Genomic DNA, 19,740 nt, shown 5'->3' with positions numbered 1-19,740 from the left:
AAAATTTATCAACTATCAAGGGTCTTCCTTTCATGATAAGGCTTTTAGTAATTGATAGTTTGAATGGAAGGGATAAGTTTACCAAGAAAGCAATTCTCACTGAGAAATTACAAAACAAATTCAACATTCGTTTTGATATTCAATTTTGAAAATAAATAGGAAGTTTGATAATGAAAATTGCACAAATTGCTCCGTTATGGGAATCTGTACCTCCCTCTGCTTATGGTGGTATTGAATTAGTTATTAGTTTATTAACCGATGAATTAGTTCGGCGAGGTCATGAAGTCACCTTATTTGCTACAGAAGACTCTCAAACCTTAGCCAACCTTGTCCCTGGGGCAAAAACCGGACTTCGCAGTTTAGACCTCAGTCCCGAAGAATGTATGGTTTACTTAGAGATGCAACTCAGTCGCGTATTTGAGCGGGCCGATGAATTTGATCTGATTCATTCTCATGTGGGTCAAGATGCACTGCCTTTTATTGAATTAATTAACACCCCGACGGTCCATACCATTCACGGTTATTTTCCGGCCTTGAGTAAGAAATTGTTTCAACAACATCCTCATCAAAACTTTGTCAGTATTTCTGAGGCGCAACAGGCCTATATCAAAGAATTAAATTATGTCGGGACTGTCTATAATGCGATCAATGTAGATCAATATACCTTTCACCCCGAACCCGAAACCCCACCTTACTTGGCCTTCTTAGGTCGAATGTCTAAATGTAAAGGGCCTCATGTTGCCATCGAAATTGCCAAACGGGTGGGTATTCCCCTAAAAATAGCCGGTAAAATCGATCACCTTAACGAAGACTTTTATTACAAAAGCGTCGAACCCTTAATTGACGATGAACAGATTATCTTCGTCGGAGAATTGAGTAGCAAAGAAAAAAATGAATTCTTAGGGGGGGCCTTAGCAACCCTATTTCCCATCAGTTGGAATGAACCTTTTGGTCTGGTGATGATTGAATCCATGATTTGCGGAACCCCCGTGATTGCCAGTATCAATGGATCAACCCCCGAAATCATGGTCGACCGTAAGACGGGTTTCTTGTGTGACGAGGATGACATCGACGGAATGTGTGCAGGGGTTTATCGTATCGCTGAGATCAACCGAGAAGACTGTCGTCGTCATGTCATGAAAAACTTTACCGTTAAACAAATGGTAGATGGTTATGAACAGGTTTATGAAAAATTGCTCAAAGAATCATCTTCTCAAGATGAGAATGTCTTGTCTGTGGTGTCTAATGTCATAAATGAACTATCGGCCAAGTAGCGGTTATGTGAAGTTATATCAACGTCCTGTCACTTCAACCCATGACCCCCTTAACTTGGTATACAGGATAAGGACATTGGTTGAAGCAACGATTAATTAGAGTTGATGTTCTTCTCCTCCCCATCTGATGCACCGATGGGGTTGACTTTCTATAAATTTTGAAATGAGTGAACCAACTATCAATAATACTAAAGACAAACAACCCCTTAAACTCCTAAATCTCGGTGGTAGAACCTTTGCCCCCTCCGAACAAGTTCCCATTCCTGAATGGCCTTGTACCACCACCCAACGAATGCAACCCACGTTAACCCTAAAAGATGATGATTTATTCTTAATTACGGATCAATTAGGGAATATTAGTGATTGCCAACCGGATCACACCCATCTTAGTTTAGGACTCCTTTGCAAAGATACCCGTTTTCTCAGTCGCTTAGAATTACAAATTGAAGGACAGGCCCCCATTTTACTCAGTAGTAGCGCAAGACAAGGGTTTGCTCTCTCTGCTTTATGTGCGAATCCCTACATCGAAGGGAAAATCGAGGCCGAAACCATAGGAATTGAACGAAATATCGTTTTACAAGGGGCTTTATTTGAAGAATTAACCCTAACCAACTACAACACCGAACCGGTAGAGTTTGAGATTAGTGTCAGTTTCGATGCTGATTTTCTTGACTTATTTGTCATTCGCGGGGCCGTTCGCCACGCTAACGGAACCATTATGCGGTTGGTGGGCAAAAGCGAGATAGATTTTAATCATGCTTCGGACGATATTCACGGCGTTGTCGAAGCAACGGGAGAATTAACCTTAGCTTATCAAGGGTTAGATGGGATTTTAATGGAATCTCGTATCCGTTTCGATCAGCGTCAACCGGACTATTTTAAAGGATATACCGCCCTTTGGCGCATCCAATTAAATCCCCACGAAACCCAGGCCGTGGGCTATTGTTTACAGCCTTTTATTGATAATAAATTGGCCTCTGCGGTTAGTCCGCCGGCTAACCTGAAACAAGCGTTAGCCGCCGAATTAAGTGAAGAACAAAAATGGCGCGATCGCGCAACCAAAATCCACACCGATAACCAAGAGTTAAACTTAATTATTGAACGGGCTGAAGAAGATATCTATCTGTTGGGTCAAACCTTTGGGGAGGGTAAAGTTCTCTCTGCCGGGGTTCCTTGGTTTTCAACCTTGTTTGGTCGGGATTCGATCATCGCAGCAGCCCAAACCCTGATCTTTTCCCCAGAAATTGCCCGTGATACCTTATTAACTTTAGCAGCCTATCAAGGTCAAGTAGACAATGAATGGCGCGAGGAACAACCCGGTAAAATTCTCCATGAAATTCGTTTCGGAGAAATGGCTAGGTGTGGAGAGGTTCCCCATACTCCTTATTACGGGACGGTGGATGCAACGCCCTTATGGATCTTATTGTATGCTCAATACTATAGTTGGACCCATGACGATGAACTCCTCAATAGACTCTGGGATAATGCCTTAAAGGCAATGGACTGGATCGATCGCAACTATAAACCAACCGGTTATCTTGGCTATCAATGTCAATCCCCCGGAGGGTTACGAAACCAAGGATGGAAAGATTCGGGTAACTGTATCGTCGATCATCAAGGTCATTTAGCTGATGGGAATATCTATCTTTCAGAAGTGCAAGGCTATGTCTATGGGGCAAAAATGGCTTTGAGTGGGTTGGCGAGATTGAGAAAAGAACATGATCTGGCTAATCAATGGGAGAAAGAAGCCCATGACCTGAAAATTCGCTTTAATGAGGATTTCTGGCTACCGGAAGCCGAATATATCGCCCTGGGGTTGAATGATGACGGTCAACCCATTGATAGTATTACTTCTAACCCCGGTCATTGTTTGGGGTTAGGGATTTTGTCACCGGAGAAAGCGCAAAGTGTGGCCGAACGATTACAGGCCCCAGACTTATATAGTGGTTGGGGAATACGTACCCTTAGCAGTTTGTCTCCTGCTTATAACCCCATGGGATACCATTTAGGGTCCGTTTGGCCCCATGATAATGGGATTATTGCAGCCGGTTTGCGATCGCTAAATCGAGAGGAACAAGCGTTAGAATTAGCCCAGGGAATTATTGATATGACGCTTCATCAGCCTTATTTGCGTCCTCCTGAACTATTTTGTGGTTATCCTCGGTTTCCCAATAGTAGTCCGGTGCGGTATCCTGTGGCTTGTACCCCTCAAGCTTGGGCAACGGGGACGATTTTTCAATTTTTGCAGATTATGGCTAATTTAATTCCTGATGCTGCTAATAATTGTTTATATATCGTTCATCCTTCTTTGCCAGATTCGATTCAATTTTTATGCTTAGAAAACCTAAAAATTGGTCAAACTTTGTTAGATTTAGAGTTTGAAAGATCAGGGAGTGCGACGGCTTGTCGGGTGGTTCGTAAACGAGGTAATTTAAGAGTAATTATTGAAGCCTGAAAAATAGGGAGCGCCGGAGCAGGGAGCAGGGAGCGCCGGAGCAGGGAGCAGGGAGCAGGGAGCGCCGGAGCAGGGAGCAGGGAGCAGGGAGAAAAAAGCAATTAACGCTTTTTTAATAACCAAGGTTCGGGATTGTTAATTATTTTGACTAAAATTGCTATAATTTCGTCATATATATTAGACAGTTCTTGACCAATTGCTGGCTCTAAGTATTTACACTCCACAGCAAAATCTAACCATGTTTGCGTTTCTGCTGCTTCAGCTTCACTATCATTGAGTTTCGCGACGAAAGCGGCTTCATATCGACGTTTGCGCCAAGCTTCGGCTAAATTGGCGCAGACTGAACGGGAGGAACGACGGATTTGGTCAGTTAAAGAGTATTTTTCATCTTTAGGAAAGTTTTTCGATAATTCAAAGATTCTCATGGCAGCAAAAAAAGCTTTTTGATAAGATTTTAAATCTTTATGGCTTTTGATTGGTTCTTTTGTCATTTCTCTTCGCATTTGAGCATTTAGTTTAATAATATTATCTCCCTGCTCCCTTTGCTCCCTGCTCCCCTGCTCACTTCACAGTAATATTTATTTTTCTCCAGGTACTTACTTCATGCTGCTAATAATTGATAAATAGCAGTTTCTATTAGTTTCTCTTTGTCTTCTATTCCTTTCGTTAATTGTTGTTCTAATTCGTCGCAATAGTTCATTAATTGATCAATTTTTTTGACGATTCGGTATTGTTCCTTTAGGGGTGGTAGGGGAAAAAACCATGCAGCTAAAATTGATGTATTTAAGTTAGGTTGTCCCATTCCTTGATTGACATCTCTAAAGGCTTGAGTTTGTCCAAATAAAAAGTAATAGGCATATTGTTTATTGATATATTCATGAAACGGATATAATCTAGCAACTCCGTCATTAATACATCCTTTGATTTTGCTAATTTTAGGAACTCCTAAAGTTGCTCCACTATTAGTTAGTAATATATCATCATCAAAAATAAACCTACTTTTGCTACTTCCTAAATCAGTTAATCCTGTTTTTGTATTTAATAAATACATTTCTGAATTTTTAGTAATTTCATTCACTGTAATCCAAGGAATATTACCTCCAAAAAAGCGAGGGTCTTTACTAGGTCTTGGTGAACCTCCTCTAGTGATTTCAAAAATATTTTGCATTCTAGTCCATTGCCAGTGACTAGGAATATTCCAAGGAGGTATATCTGAAACTACAGAAGAATACTTTTTATCTTTACTAATCTTATTTTCCTTGACTAATTTAGCCTTTTCTGCTTTAATTCTCTCCAATAAAATAGAAGCCGGTTCATCATTTTCATCTTGAGGAACTAACTTACCCATTACTGCTAATTGTAGAATTAATTCTCTTAATTTCTGCACTCCGTTAGGTGCATCTGCTAATAATTCAAACTGATTAAAAAATGTTTCTAGATTCATTATTTTACTAACATATCGATTAACTCGTCAATAAAACATTAAATAGTGGATTGTTTTAATTAACATGGTGGGTTGCGACGGATTTTTATCTTCTTGTGATAACCTACCTAAATTATAGCCGTCTAACCCACCCTACCCTTTTATAGCCACTCTTAGTAAGGGGGGTTGGGGGTATCTGTGTGGGCTTAATGATATTAAGCCCCTACATATTACCAGAAACTAAAACTTGATTAACAGTTAAATCTAACTCAGAAAACAAACGAGAGACTAACTTATCTGATAGGTTATAAACTGTTTCCTCATATAACCTTCCTCTAATAAAAGAATGGTAATTTTCTCATTTTTGGGTCAACAATCCAATATTCATCAACCCCTAAAGCAGCATATTCTGACCGTTTATAACGATAGTCTCTAGTAACCGATTCAGGACTAACAATTTCTACAATTAATAAAGGTGAAATTTGAAAAATAGCTGATTTATCTAATAATTCTGAAGCGGCTTCTTTTGTTGTTATAAAAACATCGGGTAAACGAGATTTTTGCCATCCTGTTCTTACGCCGGCTTCTCGAAAACAAATTAAAGGTAATGCTTTTTTTTGAATTAATTGATCAAAGGTCATTTCTAAAAATTTAGCTAACAAAAAATGTCTAACAGTAGGAGGATTGATTAATACTAACTTCCCATCAACTAATTCATAACGATTATCTGATTCATCATTATGTTGACAATAATCTTCAAAACTGTAGATTTTCTCTGATACTTGAATCATTAATCAATAACTCCTTAAGTATTCAATAGTTTTGTTAGGTGGGCATTGCCCACCCTACGGTTTTCTGGGTTTAATCGTTGTATGAGGTGGGCAATGTTTTCTCGATTATCAGTCATTAAAATAGATTTCTCATTTGCCCACCCTACGCTCTTATAGCCCCCCTTAATAAGGGGGGTTGGGGGGTTCATCTAAAGCTGATTTTAACTCATTTTTTAACAATTTTTGTGTGTTAGATATGTCTTTAATTAATCCTTGATAGTCTTCTAACATTTTACCGAAATCTCGATGTTTTTCTCGTTCTTGGTAAGGATTCTTAATATCTAAATTATAACCATTGGCTTTAATTTCTTCAATGGAAACACACCAAGCAAACTCATTTTCTTCTCGATTATGCCACCAGGCTTTTTCTGCTGCAAACTCCTCTATTTTTATGGGTTTCGTTTTAGAATAGGACTTATAACCAGGGGGATAAGGATGTTCATAAAACCAGATAGTTTCTGTGGGTTCACCCTTGGTAAAAAAGAGTAAATTCGTCTTAATACTGGTATAAGGATTAAACACTCCATTCGGTAGCCTAACAATGGTGTGTAAATTACATTCAGAAAGCAATTTTTCTTTAATTCTAGTTTTTACTCCTTCCCCAAATAACGTCCCATCAGGTAATACAATTCCCCCTCGTCCTCCTACTTCTAATAAGTGCATAATTAACACTAAAAATAAGTCCGCCGTTTCCTTTGTTTGATAGGCTTTCGGAAACCCCGTCTCAATGCCGTCCTCTTCCTTACCGCCAAAGGGTGGATTAGTTAAAATAACCTCTACTTTGTCCGATGGTTTATAATCCCTTAAGGGACGGGCTAAGGTATTATCACGCCGCACTTGTGGCACATCAATTTCATGTAATAAAAGATTAGTAATACACAGTAAATGGGGTAACGGTTTCTTTTCAAATCCCCTAATTAAATAACTTAACTTTTCCTTCTCTTCGACAGTTTTAACTTGCTGTCTAAGATGGTTTAACGCACAAGTTAAAAAGCCACCGGTTCCACAAGCAGGGTCAAGAATTCGTTCCCCTAACTGTGGGTTAATCATATCTACCATGAACTGAGTGACTGCACGAGGGGTATAATATTCCCCTGCATTTCCTGCATTTTGTAAGTCCTTTAATATCTTTTCGTAAATTTCCCCGAATAAATGTTTATCTTGAGAATTATTAAAGTCAATTTCATTAATTTTATTGATAACTTGACGAATTAATGTGCCACTTTTCATAAAATTAAATCCGTCTTCAAAGGCTTCTTTTAAAATTTTAGCTTTGGGATTTTTTGCCGTTGCTAAGTCAAGATTCTTCAGGGTTCTAAAGAGTTGACTATTAACAAAATCTAATAATTCATCCCCTGTCATTCCCTCATCATTAGCAGCCCAATCTCGCCATTTTAACCCCTCCGGCATCGCCGAAATATAGTCATCTTCAAACAATTCTGCTTCCATTTCTCTATCATCAAAAATCTTTAGAAATAGCATCCAAGTTAATTGACTAATGCGTTGGGCATCCCCATCAACCCCCTCATCAATTCTCATAATGTCTTGAATGGCTTTAACAGTAGTAGAAATGGACATAAAAATTTAAGCTACAAATTAAGTTAAAATGACAGATATATAAATTATGCCATAAATAAAACCTATGACAGAAGAAAGAAATTTAGATATTTTATCTAAGAAAGAGGCTTTACGCCGCGTACAAGAAATTGTTGCTCGTTACGCTCAAAATTGCTCGTTAGCCAGTGAATTAATTTCAGAACGCCGTCAAGAAGCTGAAGAAGAAAACAAATAAATATTAATTGATAAAAAGGAAAAAAATCTCTAGTTATTCTCATTTTTGTTCATATTGTATGGGTCAACGGCCGTTGACCCCTAACATTAACAAACCCGATAAAGTTCGGTTGCTAACTCTTTCAAGGCTGCTAAATATTGCTTTTTACCCCCAAAATGGTTAATAATTTCTATGGGTGTTCCCAACTGATTAAAAGGTGCAACGGTTAACACTTTTAAATCTTCAATGGACTCTATTCCTTCGTCTGCATATTTATCTAACAACCCATTCAGCACTTCTCTAGCTTTTTCGCCATATTTTGTAAAATAATTGCGCTTTTTAACCTCATTTGCCCTTTCAACCCGACTTAACGGGGGTTGGTCAAAGGCCACATGACAAATCAAATCAAACGCATCAAACTCCTTCCCTACTTCCTGCATTAACCCTTCAAAAATAACGCCTTTTTCTTGTAACTCATCAATAATGACCTGTTTTTTCTCTGCCTCACTCCATTGTCTCAAAAACCTATCCATTGACCCATATTCCTGGTTAACTGCCTTTTTGGTGTAATCTTTCAACGATTCGGTGATTAACTTCCCTTCTTTATCGTAATACTGCACCCTTTCTCTAATAATCGATGTTGTAACCGTCTCTTTCCCTAGATAATATTTCGTCCGTTTCTCTCTAACCACTGGTAAACCGTTGGTCATCTCTTCTGGTTCATCCTCTTCTACGATAAGAGGGTCATGGGATTTCGGTTCGTAAATTTGTACTGGTTCCCCATCAAAGTCCGGGTCTGCAAATAACTCTGTGGCCTTCTTAAAATCCATGATAGTAAAGTAAGATTTACCAAACGCCTCATTAATACGGGTTCCTCGACCAATAATCTGCTTAAACTCCGTCATAGACTTAATCGAACGGTCTAAGACAATTAATTGACAAGTTTGAGCATCTACCCCCGTGGTCATTAACCTAGAAGTGGTGACTAGCACCGGATAAGGACTATCAGGCAAAATAAAATTATCTAACTCCTCCTTACCAATTTTGTCGTCTCCTGTAATTTTCACCACATAACGGCTATTTTGCGCTACTAAATCACTATTTGCTACCACTAAGGCCCGACGCATTCGTTCTGCGTGGTCAATATCTTCACAAAATACAATGGTTTTACTAAAACGGTTCGTCCCTTTGAGAAATTCCGTAATTTTTTGGGCCACCAAAATGTCGCGGTTTTCCAGTACCAAAGACCGGTTTATATCCGTTTGATTATAGATTCTATCTTCGATAAATTGCTGATATTTATCCAGTTGCCCCGCTTTCGGTCGCCATCCCATCAAATCTTTATCGATATCAATGCGGATTACCTTATAAGGGGCTAAAAAACCATCTTCAATCCCTTGTTTCAAGGAATAGGTGTAAATGGGTTCACCAAAATAGTCAATATTAGAAATGTCTTTTGTTTCCTTGGGAGTGGCCGTTAACCCGATTTGGGTGGCACTGCTAAAATAATCAAGAATGTCTCGCCAGGCCGAATCCTCTGCTGCGCTTCCTCTGTGACATTCATCTACCACCACTAAATCAAAGAAATCAGGGGAAAATTGTTTATAAATATTCTTTTCTTCTTCATTTCCCGTCACTGCTTGATATAACGCCAAATAAATTTCATAAGACTTATCCACTTGACGCTGCTTAATTTTGGTCATGGTTTGACCAAAGGGCTTAAAATCATTGGTTTTAGTTTGGTCGACTAAAATATTGCGGTCTGCTAAAAATAAAATACGTTTCTTGGTGCGAGATTTCCATAACCGCCAAATAATTTGAAACGCTGTAAAGGTTTTTCCGGTTCCTGTAGCCATTACCAGCAAAATTCGTTGATTTCCCTTGGCTATGGCTTCAATGGTGCGATTAATGGCATTGAGTTGATAATAACGGGGTTTTTTGCCCCTACCGTCGCTATAGTAAGGATGGGTAATAATTTCATTCTCTTCATCTTTGATGCCTTTCCAGTGACGATAACGCTGCCATAACTCGTCAGGAGAAGGAAATTCATCTAAACCTATCTCTCGTTCGATTAAATGGTCATTTCGGGTAAAATCATGTTCAATAAAGCCATCCCCATTAGAACTATAAGCAAAGGGAATGTCTAAAATTTGAGCATAGTCCATTGCTTGCTGCATTCCGGCCCCCATACTGTGGTTATTGTCCTTCGCTTCAATGACTGCAATGGGTAAGTTAGGTTTGTAGTAGAGGATATAGTCGGCCCGTTTTCCTTTCCCTCGACTGGTTAGTTTTCCTCTGACTAATATGCGACCATCGGTAAAGGTGACTTCTTCTCGAATTTGGGTGTTACTATCCCATTTATTGTCTTGTACCAGCGCCGGCGTAATATATTTTGTACAAATATCCCGTTCACTGAGACTTTTTTTATTAATGTTGGTCATGGAAGGTAGCAAGAAGTGACTTGCTGTTAGTTTGCCCAGATTTTATAGAAAATGAACTTAAAAGTTAAATTCAGTTTCAAACTGATTCATGTTCCAACAAATTCGATTATGTTTATCAACTTCAATCATCCCTTGTTGTCGCAATTGTCCCATTAAACGGGTAACATTAACTCTAGTGGTTCCGATGGCACTGGCAATTTGAGCATGGGTTAAAATATAAGGCAAAGCATAACCTTTTTCGGTTCTTTCTCCTTCTTCGGTTGCTAACAACATCAACAACCCCATCAAGCGATCTATTGTTCGTTTTTGGGCTAAAATACTCATCCATATTAATTGAGTTTGATGTTGTTGGCGAAACAATTCTAAAACTTTAATATAAATATTCAAAGAGTCAACTAATTCGTGCCAATATAACCAAATGACAGAGGTTTGATTAACGTGGGCCTCAACTCTAATAATACTAGAAGAATGTTCGACAATTTCAAAGGGTTTCCCTGTTCCTAAAATTCCTAGAAAAATCTCTTCTATACATTCATTTTGCATCGGTTTATGGTCTTCATTAATAGAAGGCAACCCCATCAAACGAACCGCCCCTTTATTGACAATGTATAATAAACCAGGACGGGTGGGAATGGTTTGATCTTTATGAAAAGTTCGTTGACGATAATGGCAACGTCCCCAATTATACAATTCTTGCAAGTTATTAAAAGGCGGTTCTTTTTGGCAAGTTAATAATGATTCAGAAGACAATAGTTGCTCTGATTTATTATTAAAGTAATGACGCTCTCTTTTTTTCATAAAAAGACCAACTCTTACACAACCATCATGAAGAAGCCATTATTCTAGCTAATTTTACTAAAGATGACAAAAAACCGAATAATTAAGAGTATTTATCCTTTAACGATAAGAATAACTAACCTTTCTATTCAACAACAGTTACAGCAGTTCCTTTTAACTCAATTGTTGAATTTAGATAGCTCAATTGTGACTGATTTTCTGAGTCACAACCCCTCTATTTCTATCTATAGACTCTCTCATCTTGATTCTATTGCTTACCGTTGTGCGATCGCTTTTCAATTATCCTCTCATTCTCCTCTCTCTCCTCTGACTCTGGCAGACAGTATTTTGAACATCCTACAACCCCAACCTAACCCCCCAGAGGCTTTAAACTTTACCGTAACCCTTCTTGATCCCGGTTGGTTAGAGTTTACCCTATGCGATCGCAGTCTATCTATTTGGTTAGACTCTTGGTCTAGTTTTACCTATCCTCGAAAAAGGTTCACTTCAAAGTCAACAAATCATGACAATTTATGGCCCATTGAATATACTTATGCGCGTTGTTGTCGTTTATTACGGTTAGGAGATAAAGAGGGACTTATCAAGTTAAAAAGTGAGTTTTTTGAGCCTTACCAATGGTCTTTATCGACTTCTCAAGGGATACCTTGGTTTAGTTTAGATTTAAATCAATTTGAATTCTCCCTCATTTCTCAAATCATCACCACTGTTGATCGTTTAGAAAATGAGACAAATCGTAATGAGATCAAACTAGCACTGGCATTATGCGAGATTTTTCTAACCTTTGAGCGGTATTGTCGTATTTTTGGAGCCACCAGTCTAAATAATCCTCAATTATCTCAAGGTAGGCTTGGTTTAGTCGCTATTACACAAATTTTACTCCAAAGGTTATGGTTATCACAAAGGGGACAGCCACCCCGTCACCGATTGTAAATCTATGTAATAAATCAAAAATAAATCTTAAGTAACATGACAAAACCCAAAGCTTCCTATATAGTTATACATAGTGTGAGGAGCGAACCAGACAAGAGAACCGAGACGAAACACGGAAAGTCGTCGGTTCTCTTTCTGATCTGGGGGTTTTCTTCCCCATTCTCACTTGATCATTGATGTTGCTTGTTTAGGTTGCAAGGAAGATCGTTTTAAATTTTTTTAGACCAGAAGAAGATGATGATATTACCCATTCTTGTGATTATGAAATAAGGATGAAGTGTTAGGGTGAAGAAATGCCATGGCTTATATCTATCTTCCCTAGATGAGGGAGATATGGGAGGAAACTCCCGACTCAACAATATTTTCAGTAAACCTTAAATAGCATGACTGTATGAATTTATCGCTTACATCAAAACAATCTCAAGCACAAGATTGGTGGCGGAGTGCTGCCATTTATCAAGTTTATCCTCGAAGCTTTTTTGATAGCAATGGGGACGGTATCGGAGATTTACCAGGGATTATTCAAAAATTAGACTATATTGCTCAACTCGAAGTGGATGCGGTGTGGATTTCTCCTTTCTTTAAATCCCCCATGAAGGATTTTGGTTACGATATTTCTGACTATCGAGCCATTGAACCCATGTTTGGCACCATGGAGGATTTCCAATTACTGCTCAAAGAAGCTCATCATCGCAATTTGAAAATTTTAATTGATCAAGTCTGGAACCATACCTCCGATCAACATTCTTGGTTCCTAGAAAGTCGTAGCAGTCGGGATAATGCCAAAGCTGACTGGTATGTATGGGAAGATGCCAAACCCGATGGGTCCCCACCCAATAATTGGCGGGCTACTTTTGGGGGTAGTGCTTGGGAATGGGACGAAACCCGACAGCAATATTATTTACACAGCTTTTTAGTGTCTCAACCGGATCTGAATTGGTATAACCCAGAGGTTAAAGAAGCCATCTTTGATGTGGCTCGTTTTTGGTTAGATATGGGCGTTGATGGGTTTCGCCTCGATGTGGTCAATTTTTATCTCCACGATCGCCAATTACGAGATAATCCCCCCCGTCCCCCAGAAATGAAACGCCCGGCCGGCGCTGATCCCAAAGATCCCTTTTTTGACTTTTTAAATCTCCACAATTTCTGTCAACCGGAAATCATCGATCTGCTCAAATCTATTCGTCAGGTAATGGACGAATATCCTGGCACCACCACCCTGGCTGAAATTAGTAGCGCAGAAGATCCCTTACTCTTGGCTAGTGAATATGTGTCGGGTGAGGATCGATTACACATGGCGTATAACTCAGAATTGATGAAAGATGAGCCATTTAGTTACGCGAGACTGCGAGAAATGATTCAACGCATTGAAACCCATTTTAAAGATGGGGTCATTTGTTGGACAGCCGGAACCCATGATTTCCCTCGTCTCAAAAGTCGTTGGCAAAAACATCAAGAGATTGATCACTTTACCGAAGAAGCGTTTGAGCATTTATTAGCAGCTTTAATTCTCGCCCTTAAAGGTAGTTGCTGTATTTATCAAGGGGATGAGTTGGGGTTAACTCAAGCAGATATTCCCTATGAAAAAATGCAAGATCCCTACGGGTTACAAGGGTATCCTAATATTCTAGGCCGAGATGGTTGTCGCACTCCCATGCCTTGGGACCCTTCGGCCCATAACGCAGGGTTTACCACAGCCAAAGAACCTTGGTTACCTGTTCCTTCTGAACATTGTCCGATGGCGGTAGACAGCCAAGAAAAGGAATCTATGTCATTACTTAATAAATATCGTCGCTTATTTAGTTGGCGTAACCGACAACCTGCTTTGAACAAAGGGGATCTCACGTTGCTCGACACACCAGAACCCTTATTAGGTTTCGCTCGTAAATGCGACGAACAACACTTAATCTGTTTATTCAATTTAAGCCCTGTGGCACTGCGTCACGACTTGTCTAATTATCCTAATTGTCAAGAGTCTGATGAATCGGATTTTACCAATCGTAGATATGACCATACCATTGAAATTCCTGGTTATGGGGTCTTTTTTGGTAATTGTTTGGGTTAATTAAGTTTGTAAGGTGGGCAATACCCACCTTATTTTTTTAGTAAAATAAAACAATGAAAATAACTTTAATACGGTGAAAGAATAATTAATCAATTATGACACAAGAATTGATAGAACTCAGGCAATATATTGAAGAAGGGCGTTATCAAGACGCACTAGGAATTATTGATGAATTAGAAGAAATGAGCAAAAAAGCGATCTTAGAAAAAATCCAAAGTTTTTTAGTAAGATTACTGATTCATCTAATTAAAAACCAAGTCGAACAACGTTTAACTAATTCTTGGGCGGTTTCAATTCGAGATTCTATTGTAAAAATACAATCCCTTAATCTTAAAGATAATAAAAAATCTTATTACATCAAAGAACAAGAATGGCAAGACTTTTTAGAAGAAGCTTTGGACGATGCTATTTTTGCCGCTAGTATAGAAGTTTTTGAAGGTAAATATAATCCTTTTCAACTTAGAGAAAATATTAATGAAGAGGAAGTTAAAAACATAACTTATGATTTATTAGAGATGACTTATACTTATTCAAAGAAAACAATTAGAGGCGAAATTAATCACCAACTCTCTAAATTACCAGGAGGAGATAAATGGAAACAATAAGACCTTTTTTTAAGCAGTTTAAAGTTAGTCAGGTGGGCAATGCCCACCCTACCTTTTGATTACCAATGCCATACTTGGTCGTAATTTTCAAACAGTTTAGGCAATTCTTTAAAGGATATTTTTTCAATTCCTGCTAATAATTTACCTTCGGGAATGCCTCGCTTAGAAATGTCTTCACTAATCGCATAAACTTTAATTCCTTTGTCAAGACATTGTTGCAAATCGTCATCAAGTTTAGCAGGAAAACTTTGTTTCCATTCCCCAAAAGAAAGCCCTTCGACCACTTGTCCTTTGACGGCATAATTAACAGCATTAGCCCTCAATACAATATCAACGTCACCGCCAATGGTTTCTAACACTTGAATAAACCAAACAACGGGATCATCTTGTTCTTCAATGGTGCAACGATAAGCGGATTGAATGACTTGTAATACTTTCATAGTTTCTCCCTATTTTGTGCCAATAACTAAGGTTCCGTTTGCATCTTTAGACCATTCCCAAAAGTCTTTAGGTGCGCCCCGACGACAGCCTTCTACCGCATCGTTAACCCCTCTTTCGTCGACGCAAAGACCACAATTAACCCATTCTAATTCACATCCTTTACTTTTTGCTTTATTAAATAAGGCTGTGATCCAATCTTTAGTTAAAGGGTGATTTTCTTCGTCAAAGGTGCGACCATGAACACTATTGGCATGGGGTTTTTGATGGGCAAAGGCTAAAGAAACCCCCCCTTCATAGGTAAATACTTTAACGTCGTATCCCTTATCTAAAGCAGCATCAATCATGCGAAAAGCGGTGGTTGTTCTGGCTTGCTCAAAAGGATTATCCATCAACAAAAAACTTAAAACTGTTTTACTCATTTTTTTTGTTTCTCCTATTAATTATAACCACATCATTTTTTGTCCTTCACTCATGGCATCTACAATAGATGCCACGTTAGAAACTTCGATTTTAGTTCCTAACTCTGTGGTGTCAATACCTCGTTCATCTAAGGAAAATTCGTCAGCTAATAACTTGACTTTTTCGAGATTGGTTAATCCTTGAGACGCTACAGTCGAACGGGCTGCTAATACACCATTTTCGATTAAAAATAAGGTAACTTCGTTACCAGCATCAGCGAGATCAGAGGCGAGATTATAATTATTATTGACCTCTGGATAATCAAAGGGACTTTGTGATTCAATTAGGAAATATTTAGCCATTGATTGCTAGATTGTAACTTATTTGAGGAGTGATCATGGGTCATCTCATGGTGAGAGAATTAAGAACATTTCCTGTTCTCAAGATGGTTGAAGTCTCTGGCTATGAAAATGCTATCTCAAACCGTCCACTTCTCCTACAACCCTATCACTGAGTTTAAGGATAAGTGTTAATATTTCCAAATTACTCAAGCTTTGCCCATATTTTTGTGAGGGTTTGCTACAATTGAAGTGTCTTGCGGAGGTTGATTACCTAGGTGGTAAATCCCTTGAGGTTATTTAGCCACAAGGTCGTCTAGAAAATCTTAAAAGACAATGGAGGTTAATGGAGATAGATAACGGACGGTGTTAACTGTCATAATTTAGGGAAATGGTCTGATATTTTTAACCTTCGGCAGTCAAATCCTAATTTAATGGATCTTCTCTATTAAACGCAATTGATTCTAGGTGGTGTGAGATGTTTGAACGTTTATTATTAGCTAGTACGGTAACGTGGTTGCTTTATCTATCATTGCAGTTGGGTGAGTCCCCCATGACTCCAAACACAATGAATCAAACAGCGACTCATGTTCCGGTTGAACAGCTAGAAACCCCTTCTCATGATCCTAACTTTGGCGATTTTACGGTTGCTCAAAAATAAGGATTATGATTAAAAGATGAAATGATGATACTTACCTCACACACCAAAAATTGTACAATCAAATAATAGGGGCAAACAAATGTTTGCCCCTTAATTAATAGCAAGAAAAATGAGTGATTCTGTCTAAACGATTTTATTGGCTTTTGCTTTAATATAAGGTTTACAGTCATAAGGCTGTATTCCCATATCTTGATAGTCGTCTTTAGCTGGACTAAAAATTCTAGCAAAGCCTTCTGTCAAATACTGCACAAATTCTTGTAATCTATCATTGAGTTTCATACCATCTCCCTCCAATTTCATTAAATAAATTATGAATTCGTTTGTTGCTTTCAATTCAAAGAGAATAAAGTTTTTCTCTTCTCTATTCCGATTATGTAATAAAAAGATTAATTTTTAGCTATGTTAGTAATAAATATTGAATTTTCTTTATAATACTTTGCTAACCATGAGGGATCATTTTAACTTGTATAAAGAAATATATCTTTTTTGATAAATTATAGTCGAAGTACCTATTAATTATTATCCCATTTTTAGAGGATTTGGCAATAGTTTTTAGCAAAGATTACTCTTAACTAGCATAAGACTTGATTTGTTTTATTGCATCCATGCGTTCAATAGGCGCACCGCTATGGGGATCTCTTCGAGATCGCTAGTACAAAAATATCTTTTATAAGGTTTTATTGTACTATATTTTCTAGTAAAATTTTATCTTTGTTGGGTTTCGTCCCTTAACCCAACCTACAACAAAGCGCGATCGCACTAATACAGATTAGAGAAACGTAATCCACCCTTAAATTTATCAATTAATTAGTAAATATTTGGTGCATTATACTATGGTTAATGTGCTTTATAAATAAAGCGATCATTGAGATCCTTTACTACTCTTATTCCTTGCTGTTTCCAACTTTTGGCGAATAGCCGCTTGGACTTTCTCATCAAAATCAGGATCATCAGGACTCACTATAATTTTAAGGGGACGTTGATTAATCCTATCTAAGTAAGCTTGAAAGGCAGCATGATCTCCACGATGCTTGAGAAAATATTGTTTTAACTCATCCCTTGACATTGCATCATAATTAATTTGACTCATCAGCAAATTCTCCATTAGGTGTTATCTGAAACTCTATTTCTTCATCATAGCCAGCCAATATATAAACATTACCAGTTCTATTATCAATACAAATTAGATGTATAGGCTGAAGCATGGTATATGTTAGTTGATAGCAGATGCGATATAAACTTTCTAATTGTTTAGCAGTTGGCATTCTTAGGAATTTTTTAACATAATATTGATTTTATCTCAATTTAAACGACAAGATCGGCACTTCTACTATAGCGCAACAGTTATAAGCAGTTATAAACAGCGATCGCAAATCATTAACCATTACCAACCAGGGCATAATATTATTATGCCCCTACAGCAAACAACCGTAGGGGTTTAACACCGTTAAACCCAAACAATTAACCGATAATCCCTTATTAATCAAATCAAATGTAGGGTGGATTAGAGAAACGTAATCCACCATTAAATTTATCAATTAATTAGTCAATATTTGGTGCATTACACTATTACTATTGTTAATGCACCCTACAAAAAAGGCGATCGCACTTATTTATCAGATACACTCAAACACCATTATTGTTGGGTTTCGTCCCTCAACCCAACCTACAAGATCGGCGATCACTTAGAAATCATCATTATCCTCCTCCCAAGGTTCTTCATCAGGATTATATATACCTTTTTTAAGTTCTTTATCGATCATAATTTACCTCAAATAATACATAAGATTTTAATACAACAATAAACGAGTTTTAAGGCACTATCACCCTAAAACTCGCTTCTTAAAATCATGACAATTCTAGTTAGTTATTCTAGGCTAACTTAAGAATTCCCATGGTCACGTTGATACTTTCTTGATACAACGCATCGGGACCCCAACGTTGCAGTTGTTTCTCGATTAAATGCTCCGTTTTTTGATCTCCTAAGGGAGTCACTTGTTCAATACGACAAGCTTGCGCCCCACCGGAGGCTTCCATCCGCATACATCCGGTTGTCCCTGAACATAACACCGTACAACAGTCTGCTTGTAAATTAGTCGAACTTAACTTAATACTAATTAAGTCTCCTAACACATCACCCCAGTCAGCCAAGGGAACCCCGGCGAGTTCAGCTTCGATGGTCTTTTGTTCATTATTGACGAACTTAACCCGACGAATATCATAGTCATCGCCTTCTTGTTCATAGGAAACCGGTTTCCATTGCAGCCGACTGGCCACCCATCCCAAAAACATCAACGCTTGAGTCGCATTACCCTTTTCATAATCGATAGTAACCCGGTCAATCTCTAACACGGCATTACGACGTTCTGGGGGGTCAAAGGCAGCCGCCGTTAATTCTTGCCAAGGGCTGAGTCTTGCCCAGTTTAAGTCCGCTAGGGGGATATTCTGCTCTAACATTTGACCGAGTTCTACTAACTGGGCTTCCGGTTCACTAAAGTTGCTAGAATCTACCACTAACGTATCTCCTTGGGAAGCCAACCGCTTAAATAGTCCGTATTCGGGTTCGGGGCTGGCTTTCCACCAAACAAAAGTAGGCAAACCACTAATGGTTAATTCTGAAATAATGCCCCCAACTCTCTCTAAGGCTGCGGCCGTTCCTCTGAGGGTAATATATTCGCAACAAATAAGGGTGTGTTGACTGCGCTTATTGATGGGACAATAGGCCGAAACCTGAGCTTTCACCCCTTCGTCTTCTCCAACGGTAGGACAGAGGGTAATGATACGACAGGGGTTAGAAGCAGCAATACTATCGGCTAAGCCGGTGCCTTCTAAGTCAGGAGAATAGGACCCAGCGGCCACTTTTTGTTCTTCGTTAAGTTGGCCATTGGCTTTTGCCTGTTCAAACTTGGTTTGTAGTTTATTAATCAAATCTTGATTCGATTTCCCGGTAACCTCCATCTCATAGGCTTTTTGAGCCGATTTAATGGCGGCAACGGTACGGGGGCCGGCAATACCATCGATCGGACCGGTGTAAAAGCCCAGGGCTGCTAATAGGTGTTGAGTGGGTTCGGGTTCATAGACAATGAAGGTAAAGGAAGTGGCACGAGTGGCCACGATACCATCGTCATTATCGCTGTAACTTTGCCAAATACTGCTTAATTCTGATTCAATAACATCGATAGAGACATCTTTCGGGTCTTGCAGAGAAACTAGGGGGGGAGTTTGGGTAGTCATAATGGTTTAGTTATTTAAGGGAGTTGAGAGTTAATTTAATGAAGTCGTAGAAGCCAAAATGATCGTGTTTGCAAA

General features: G+C 38.6%; 20 protein-coding genes. 7 read left to right on the top strand and 13 right to left on the bottom strand.

Translation table 11 applies throughout. From position 1 onward, the window contains the following. Nucleotides 1-170 precede the first annotated feature (170 nt). Nucleotides 171-1,274, top strand: coding sequence for a glycosyltransferase family 4 protein (locus C4E06_RS14480; RefSeq protein ID WP_107668711.1), 1,104 nt, complete (start codon nt 171-173; stop codon nt 1,272-1,274). Nucleotides 1,275-1,437: 163 nt separating this feature from the next. Continuing rightward, nucleotides 1,438-3,729, top strand: a complete 2,292-nt coding sequence (locus tag C4E06_RS14475; protein WP_107668710.1) for an amylo-alpha-1,6-glucosidase — start codon at nt 1,438-1,440, stop codon at nt 3,727-3,729. Nucleotides 3,730-3,830: 101 nt separating this feature from the next. On the opposite strand, the gene C4E06_RS14470 is transcribed toward C4E06_RS14475, so the two are convergent. From C4E06_RS14470 to C4E06_RS14455, 4 genes are all read right to left on the bottom strand, one after another. Further along, nucleotides 3,831-4,220, bottom strand: a complete 390-nt coding sequence (locus C4E06_RS14470; protein ID WP_107668709.1) for a four helix bundle protein — start codon at nt 4,218-4,220, stop codon at nt 3,831-3,833. Between the two features lie 110 nt (nt 4,221-4,330). Further along, the gene (locus tag C4E06_RS14465; protein ID WP_107668708.1) at nt 4,331-5,173 is read right to left on the bottom strand and encodes a restriction endonuclease subunit S; all 843 of its coding nucleotides are present in this window, start codon (nt 5,171-5,173) and stop codon (nt 4,331-4,333) included. Nucleotides 5,174-5,487: 314 nt separating this feature from the next. Further along, nucleotides 5,488-5,943: a Uma2 family endonuclease gene (locus C4E06_RS14460; protein ID WP_232826255.1), complete on the bottom strand. Its 456-nt coding sequence runs from the start codon at nt 5,941-5,943 to the stop codon at nt 5,488-5,490. Between the two features lie 162 nt (nt 5,944-6,105). Beyond that, nucleotides 6,106-7,560: a class I SAM-dependent DNA methyltransferase gene (locus C4E06_RS14455; RefSeq protein ID WP_107668707.1), complete on the bottom strand. Its 1,455-nt coding sequence runs from the start codon at nt 7,558-7,560 to the stop codon at nt 6,106-6,108. Between the two features lie 64 nt (nt 7,561-7,624). Between C4E06_RS14455 and C4E06_RS27345 the strand changes: the two genes are divergently transcribed. Then, a complete protein-coding gene (locus tag C4E06_RS27345; protein ID WP_157951160.1) occupies nt 7,625-7,774 on the top strand; it encodes a hypothetical protein in 150 nt (49 codons plus the stop codon). Between the two features lie 86 nt (nt 7,775-7,860). Here C4E06_RS27345 and hsdR read toward each other — a convergent pair whose 3' ends face one another. Next, entirely contained in the window at nt 7,861-10,194 is a 2,334-nt protein-coding gene (hsdR, locus tag C4E06_RS14450) for an EcoAI/FtnUII family type I restriction enzme subunit R (protein WP_107668706.1), read from the bottom strand. Nucleotides 10,195-10,251: 57 nt separating this feature from the next. Then, nucleotides 10,252-10,992, bottom strand: a complete 741-nt coding sequence (locus tag C4E06_RS14445; RefSeq protein WP_107668705.1) for a Crp/Fnr family transcriptional regulator — start codon at nt 10,990-10,992, stop codon at nt 10,252-10,254. 63 nt (nt 10,993-11,055) lie between these two features. Here C4E06_RS14445 and C4E06_RS14440 point away from each other — a divergent pair, with 63 nt between their 5' ends. From C4E06_RS14440 to C4E06_RS14430, 3 genes are all read left to right on the top strand, one after another. Further along, on the top strand, nt 11,056-11,922 hold the full coding sequence (locus tag C4E06_RS14440; RefSeq protein WP_107668704.1) for an arginyl-tRNA synthetase: 867 nt from the start codon (nt 11,056-11,058) through the stop codon (nt 11,920-11,922). A 391-nt stretch (nt 11,923-12,313) separates the two neighbouring features. Then, nucleotides 12,314-13,987, top strand: a complete 1,674-nt coding sequence (locus C4E06_RS14435) for an alpha-glucosidase (protein WP_107668703.1) — start codon at nt 12,314-12,316, stop codon at nt 13,985-13,987. A 95-nt stretch (nt 13,988-14,082) separates the two neighbouring features. Next, the gene (locus C4E06_RS14430) at nt 14,083-14,592 is read left to right on the top strand and encodes a DUF29 family protein (RefSeq protein WP_107668702.1); all 510 of its coding nucleotides are present in this window, start codon (nt 14,083-14,085) and stop codon (nt 14,590-14,592) included. A 59-nt stretch (nt 14,593-14,651) separates the two neighbouring features. Here C4E06_RS14430 and C4E06_RS14425 read toward each other — a convergent pair whose 3' ends face one another. From C4E06_RS14425 to C4E06_RS14415, 3 genes are read right to left on the bottom strand one after another with little or no spacing between them, the layout of a single operon-like run. Next, the gene (locus tag C4E06_RS14425) at nt 14,652-15,032 is read right to left on the bottom strand and encodes a DsrE family protein (protein ID WP_107668701.1); all 381 of its coding nucleotides are present in this window, start codon (nt 15,030-15,032) and stop codon (nt 14,652-14,654) included. A 9-nt stretch (nt 15,033-15,041) separates the two neighbouring features. Next, on the bottom strand, nt 15,042-15,452 hold the full coding sequence (locus C4E06_RS14420; protein ID WP_107668700.1) for a DsrE/DsrF/TusD sulfur relay family protein: 411 nt from the start codon (nt 15,450-15,452) through the stop codon (nt 15,042-15,044). Between the two features lie 21 nt (nt 15,453-15,473). Beyond that, a complete protein-coding gene (locus C4E06_RS14415) occupies nt 15,474-15,794 on the bottom strand; it encodes a DsrE family protein (protein WP_107668699.1) in 321 nt (106 codons plus the stop codon). A gap of 454 nt (nt 15,795-16,248) precedes the next feature. Between C4E06_RS14415 and C4E06_RS14410 the strand changes: the two genes are divergently transcribed. Continuing rightward, nucleotides 16,249-16,431 (top strand): hypothetical protein, encoded by a 183-nt coding sequence (locus C4E06_RS14410; protein ID WP_107668698.1) that lies wholly within the window; start codon nt 16,249-16,251, stop codon nt 16,429-16,431. Nucleotides 16,432-16,554: 123 nt separating this feature from the next. Here the strand turns inward: C4E06_RS14410 and C4E06_RS14405 are convergent, their stop codons facing one another. From C4E06_RS14405 to opcA, 4 genes are all read right to left on the bottom strand, one after another. Then, on the bottom strand, nt 16,555-16,710 hold the full coding sequence (locus C4E06_RS14405) for an isochorismate synthase (protein WP_107668718.1): 156 nt from the start codon (nt 16,708-16,710) through the stop codon (nt 16,555-16,557). Nucleotides 16,711-17,293: 583 nt separating this feature from the next. After that, nucleotides 17,294-17,521: a hypothetical protein gene (locus C4E06_RS14400; RefSeq protein ID WP_107668697.1), complete on the bottom strand. Its 228-nt coding sequence runs from the start codon at nt 17,519-17,521 to the stop codon at nt 17,294-17,296. Next, nucleotides 17,508-17,696, bottom strand: a complete 189-nt coding sequence (locus tag C4E06_RS14395; RefSeq protein ID WP_107668696.1) for a hypothetical protein — start codon at nt 17,694-17,696, stop codon at nt 17,508-17,510. The genes C4E06_RS14400 and C4E06_RS14395 overlap by 14 nt, the downstream gene beginning before the upstream one ends. A 607-nt stretch (nt 17,697-18,303) precedes the next feature. Further along, nucleotides 18,304-19,665, bottom strand: coding sequence for a glucose-6-phosphate dehydrogenase assembly protein OpcA (gene opcA / locus C4E06_RS14390; RefSeq protein WP_107668695.1), 1,362 nt, complete (start codon nt 19,663-19,665; stop codon nt 18,304-18,306). Nucleotides 19,666-19,740: the final 75 nt, after the last annotated feature.

The sequence above is a fragment of the Cyanothece sp. BG0011 genome, assembly GCF_003013815.1.
In the GTDB taxonomy this organism is placed as follows: Bacteria; Cyanobacteriota; Cyanobacteriia; order Cyanobacteriales; family Microcystaceae; genus Crocosphaera.
The sequence above is the reverse complement of the archived record's forward strand: the minus strand, read 5'-3'. Positions and strand labels throughout refer to the sequence as shown.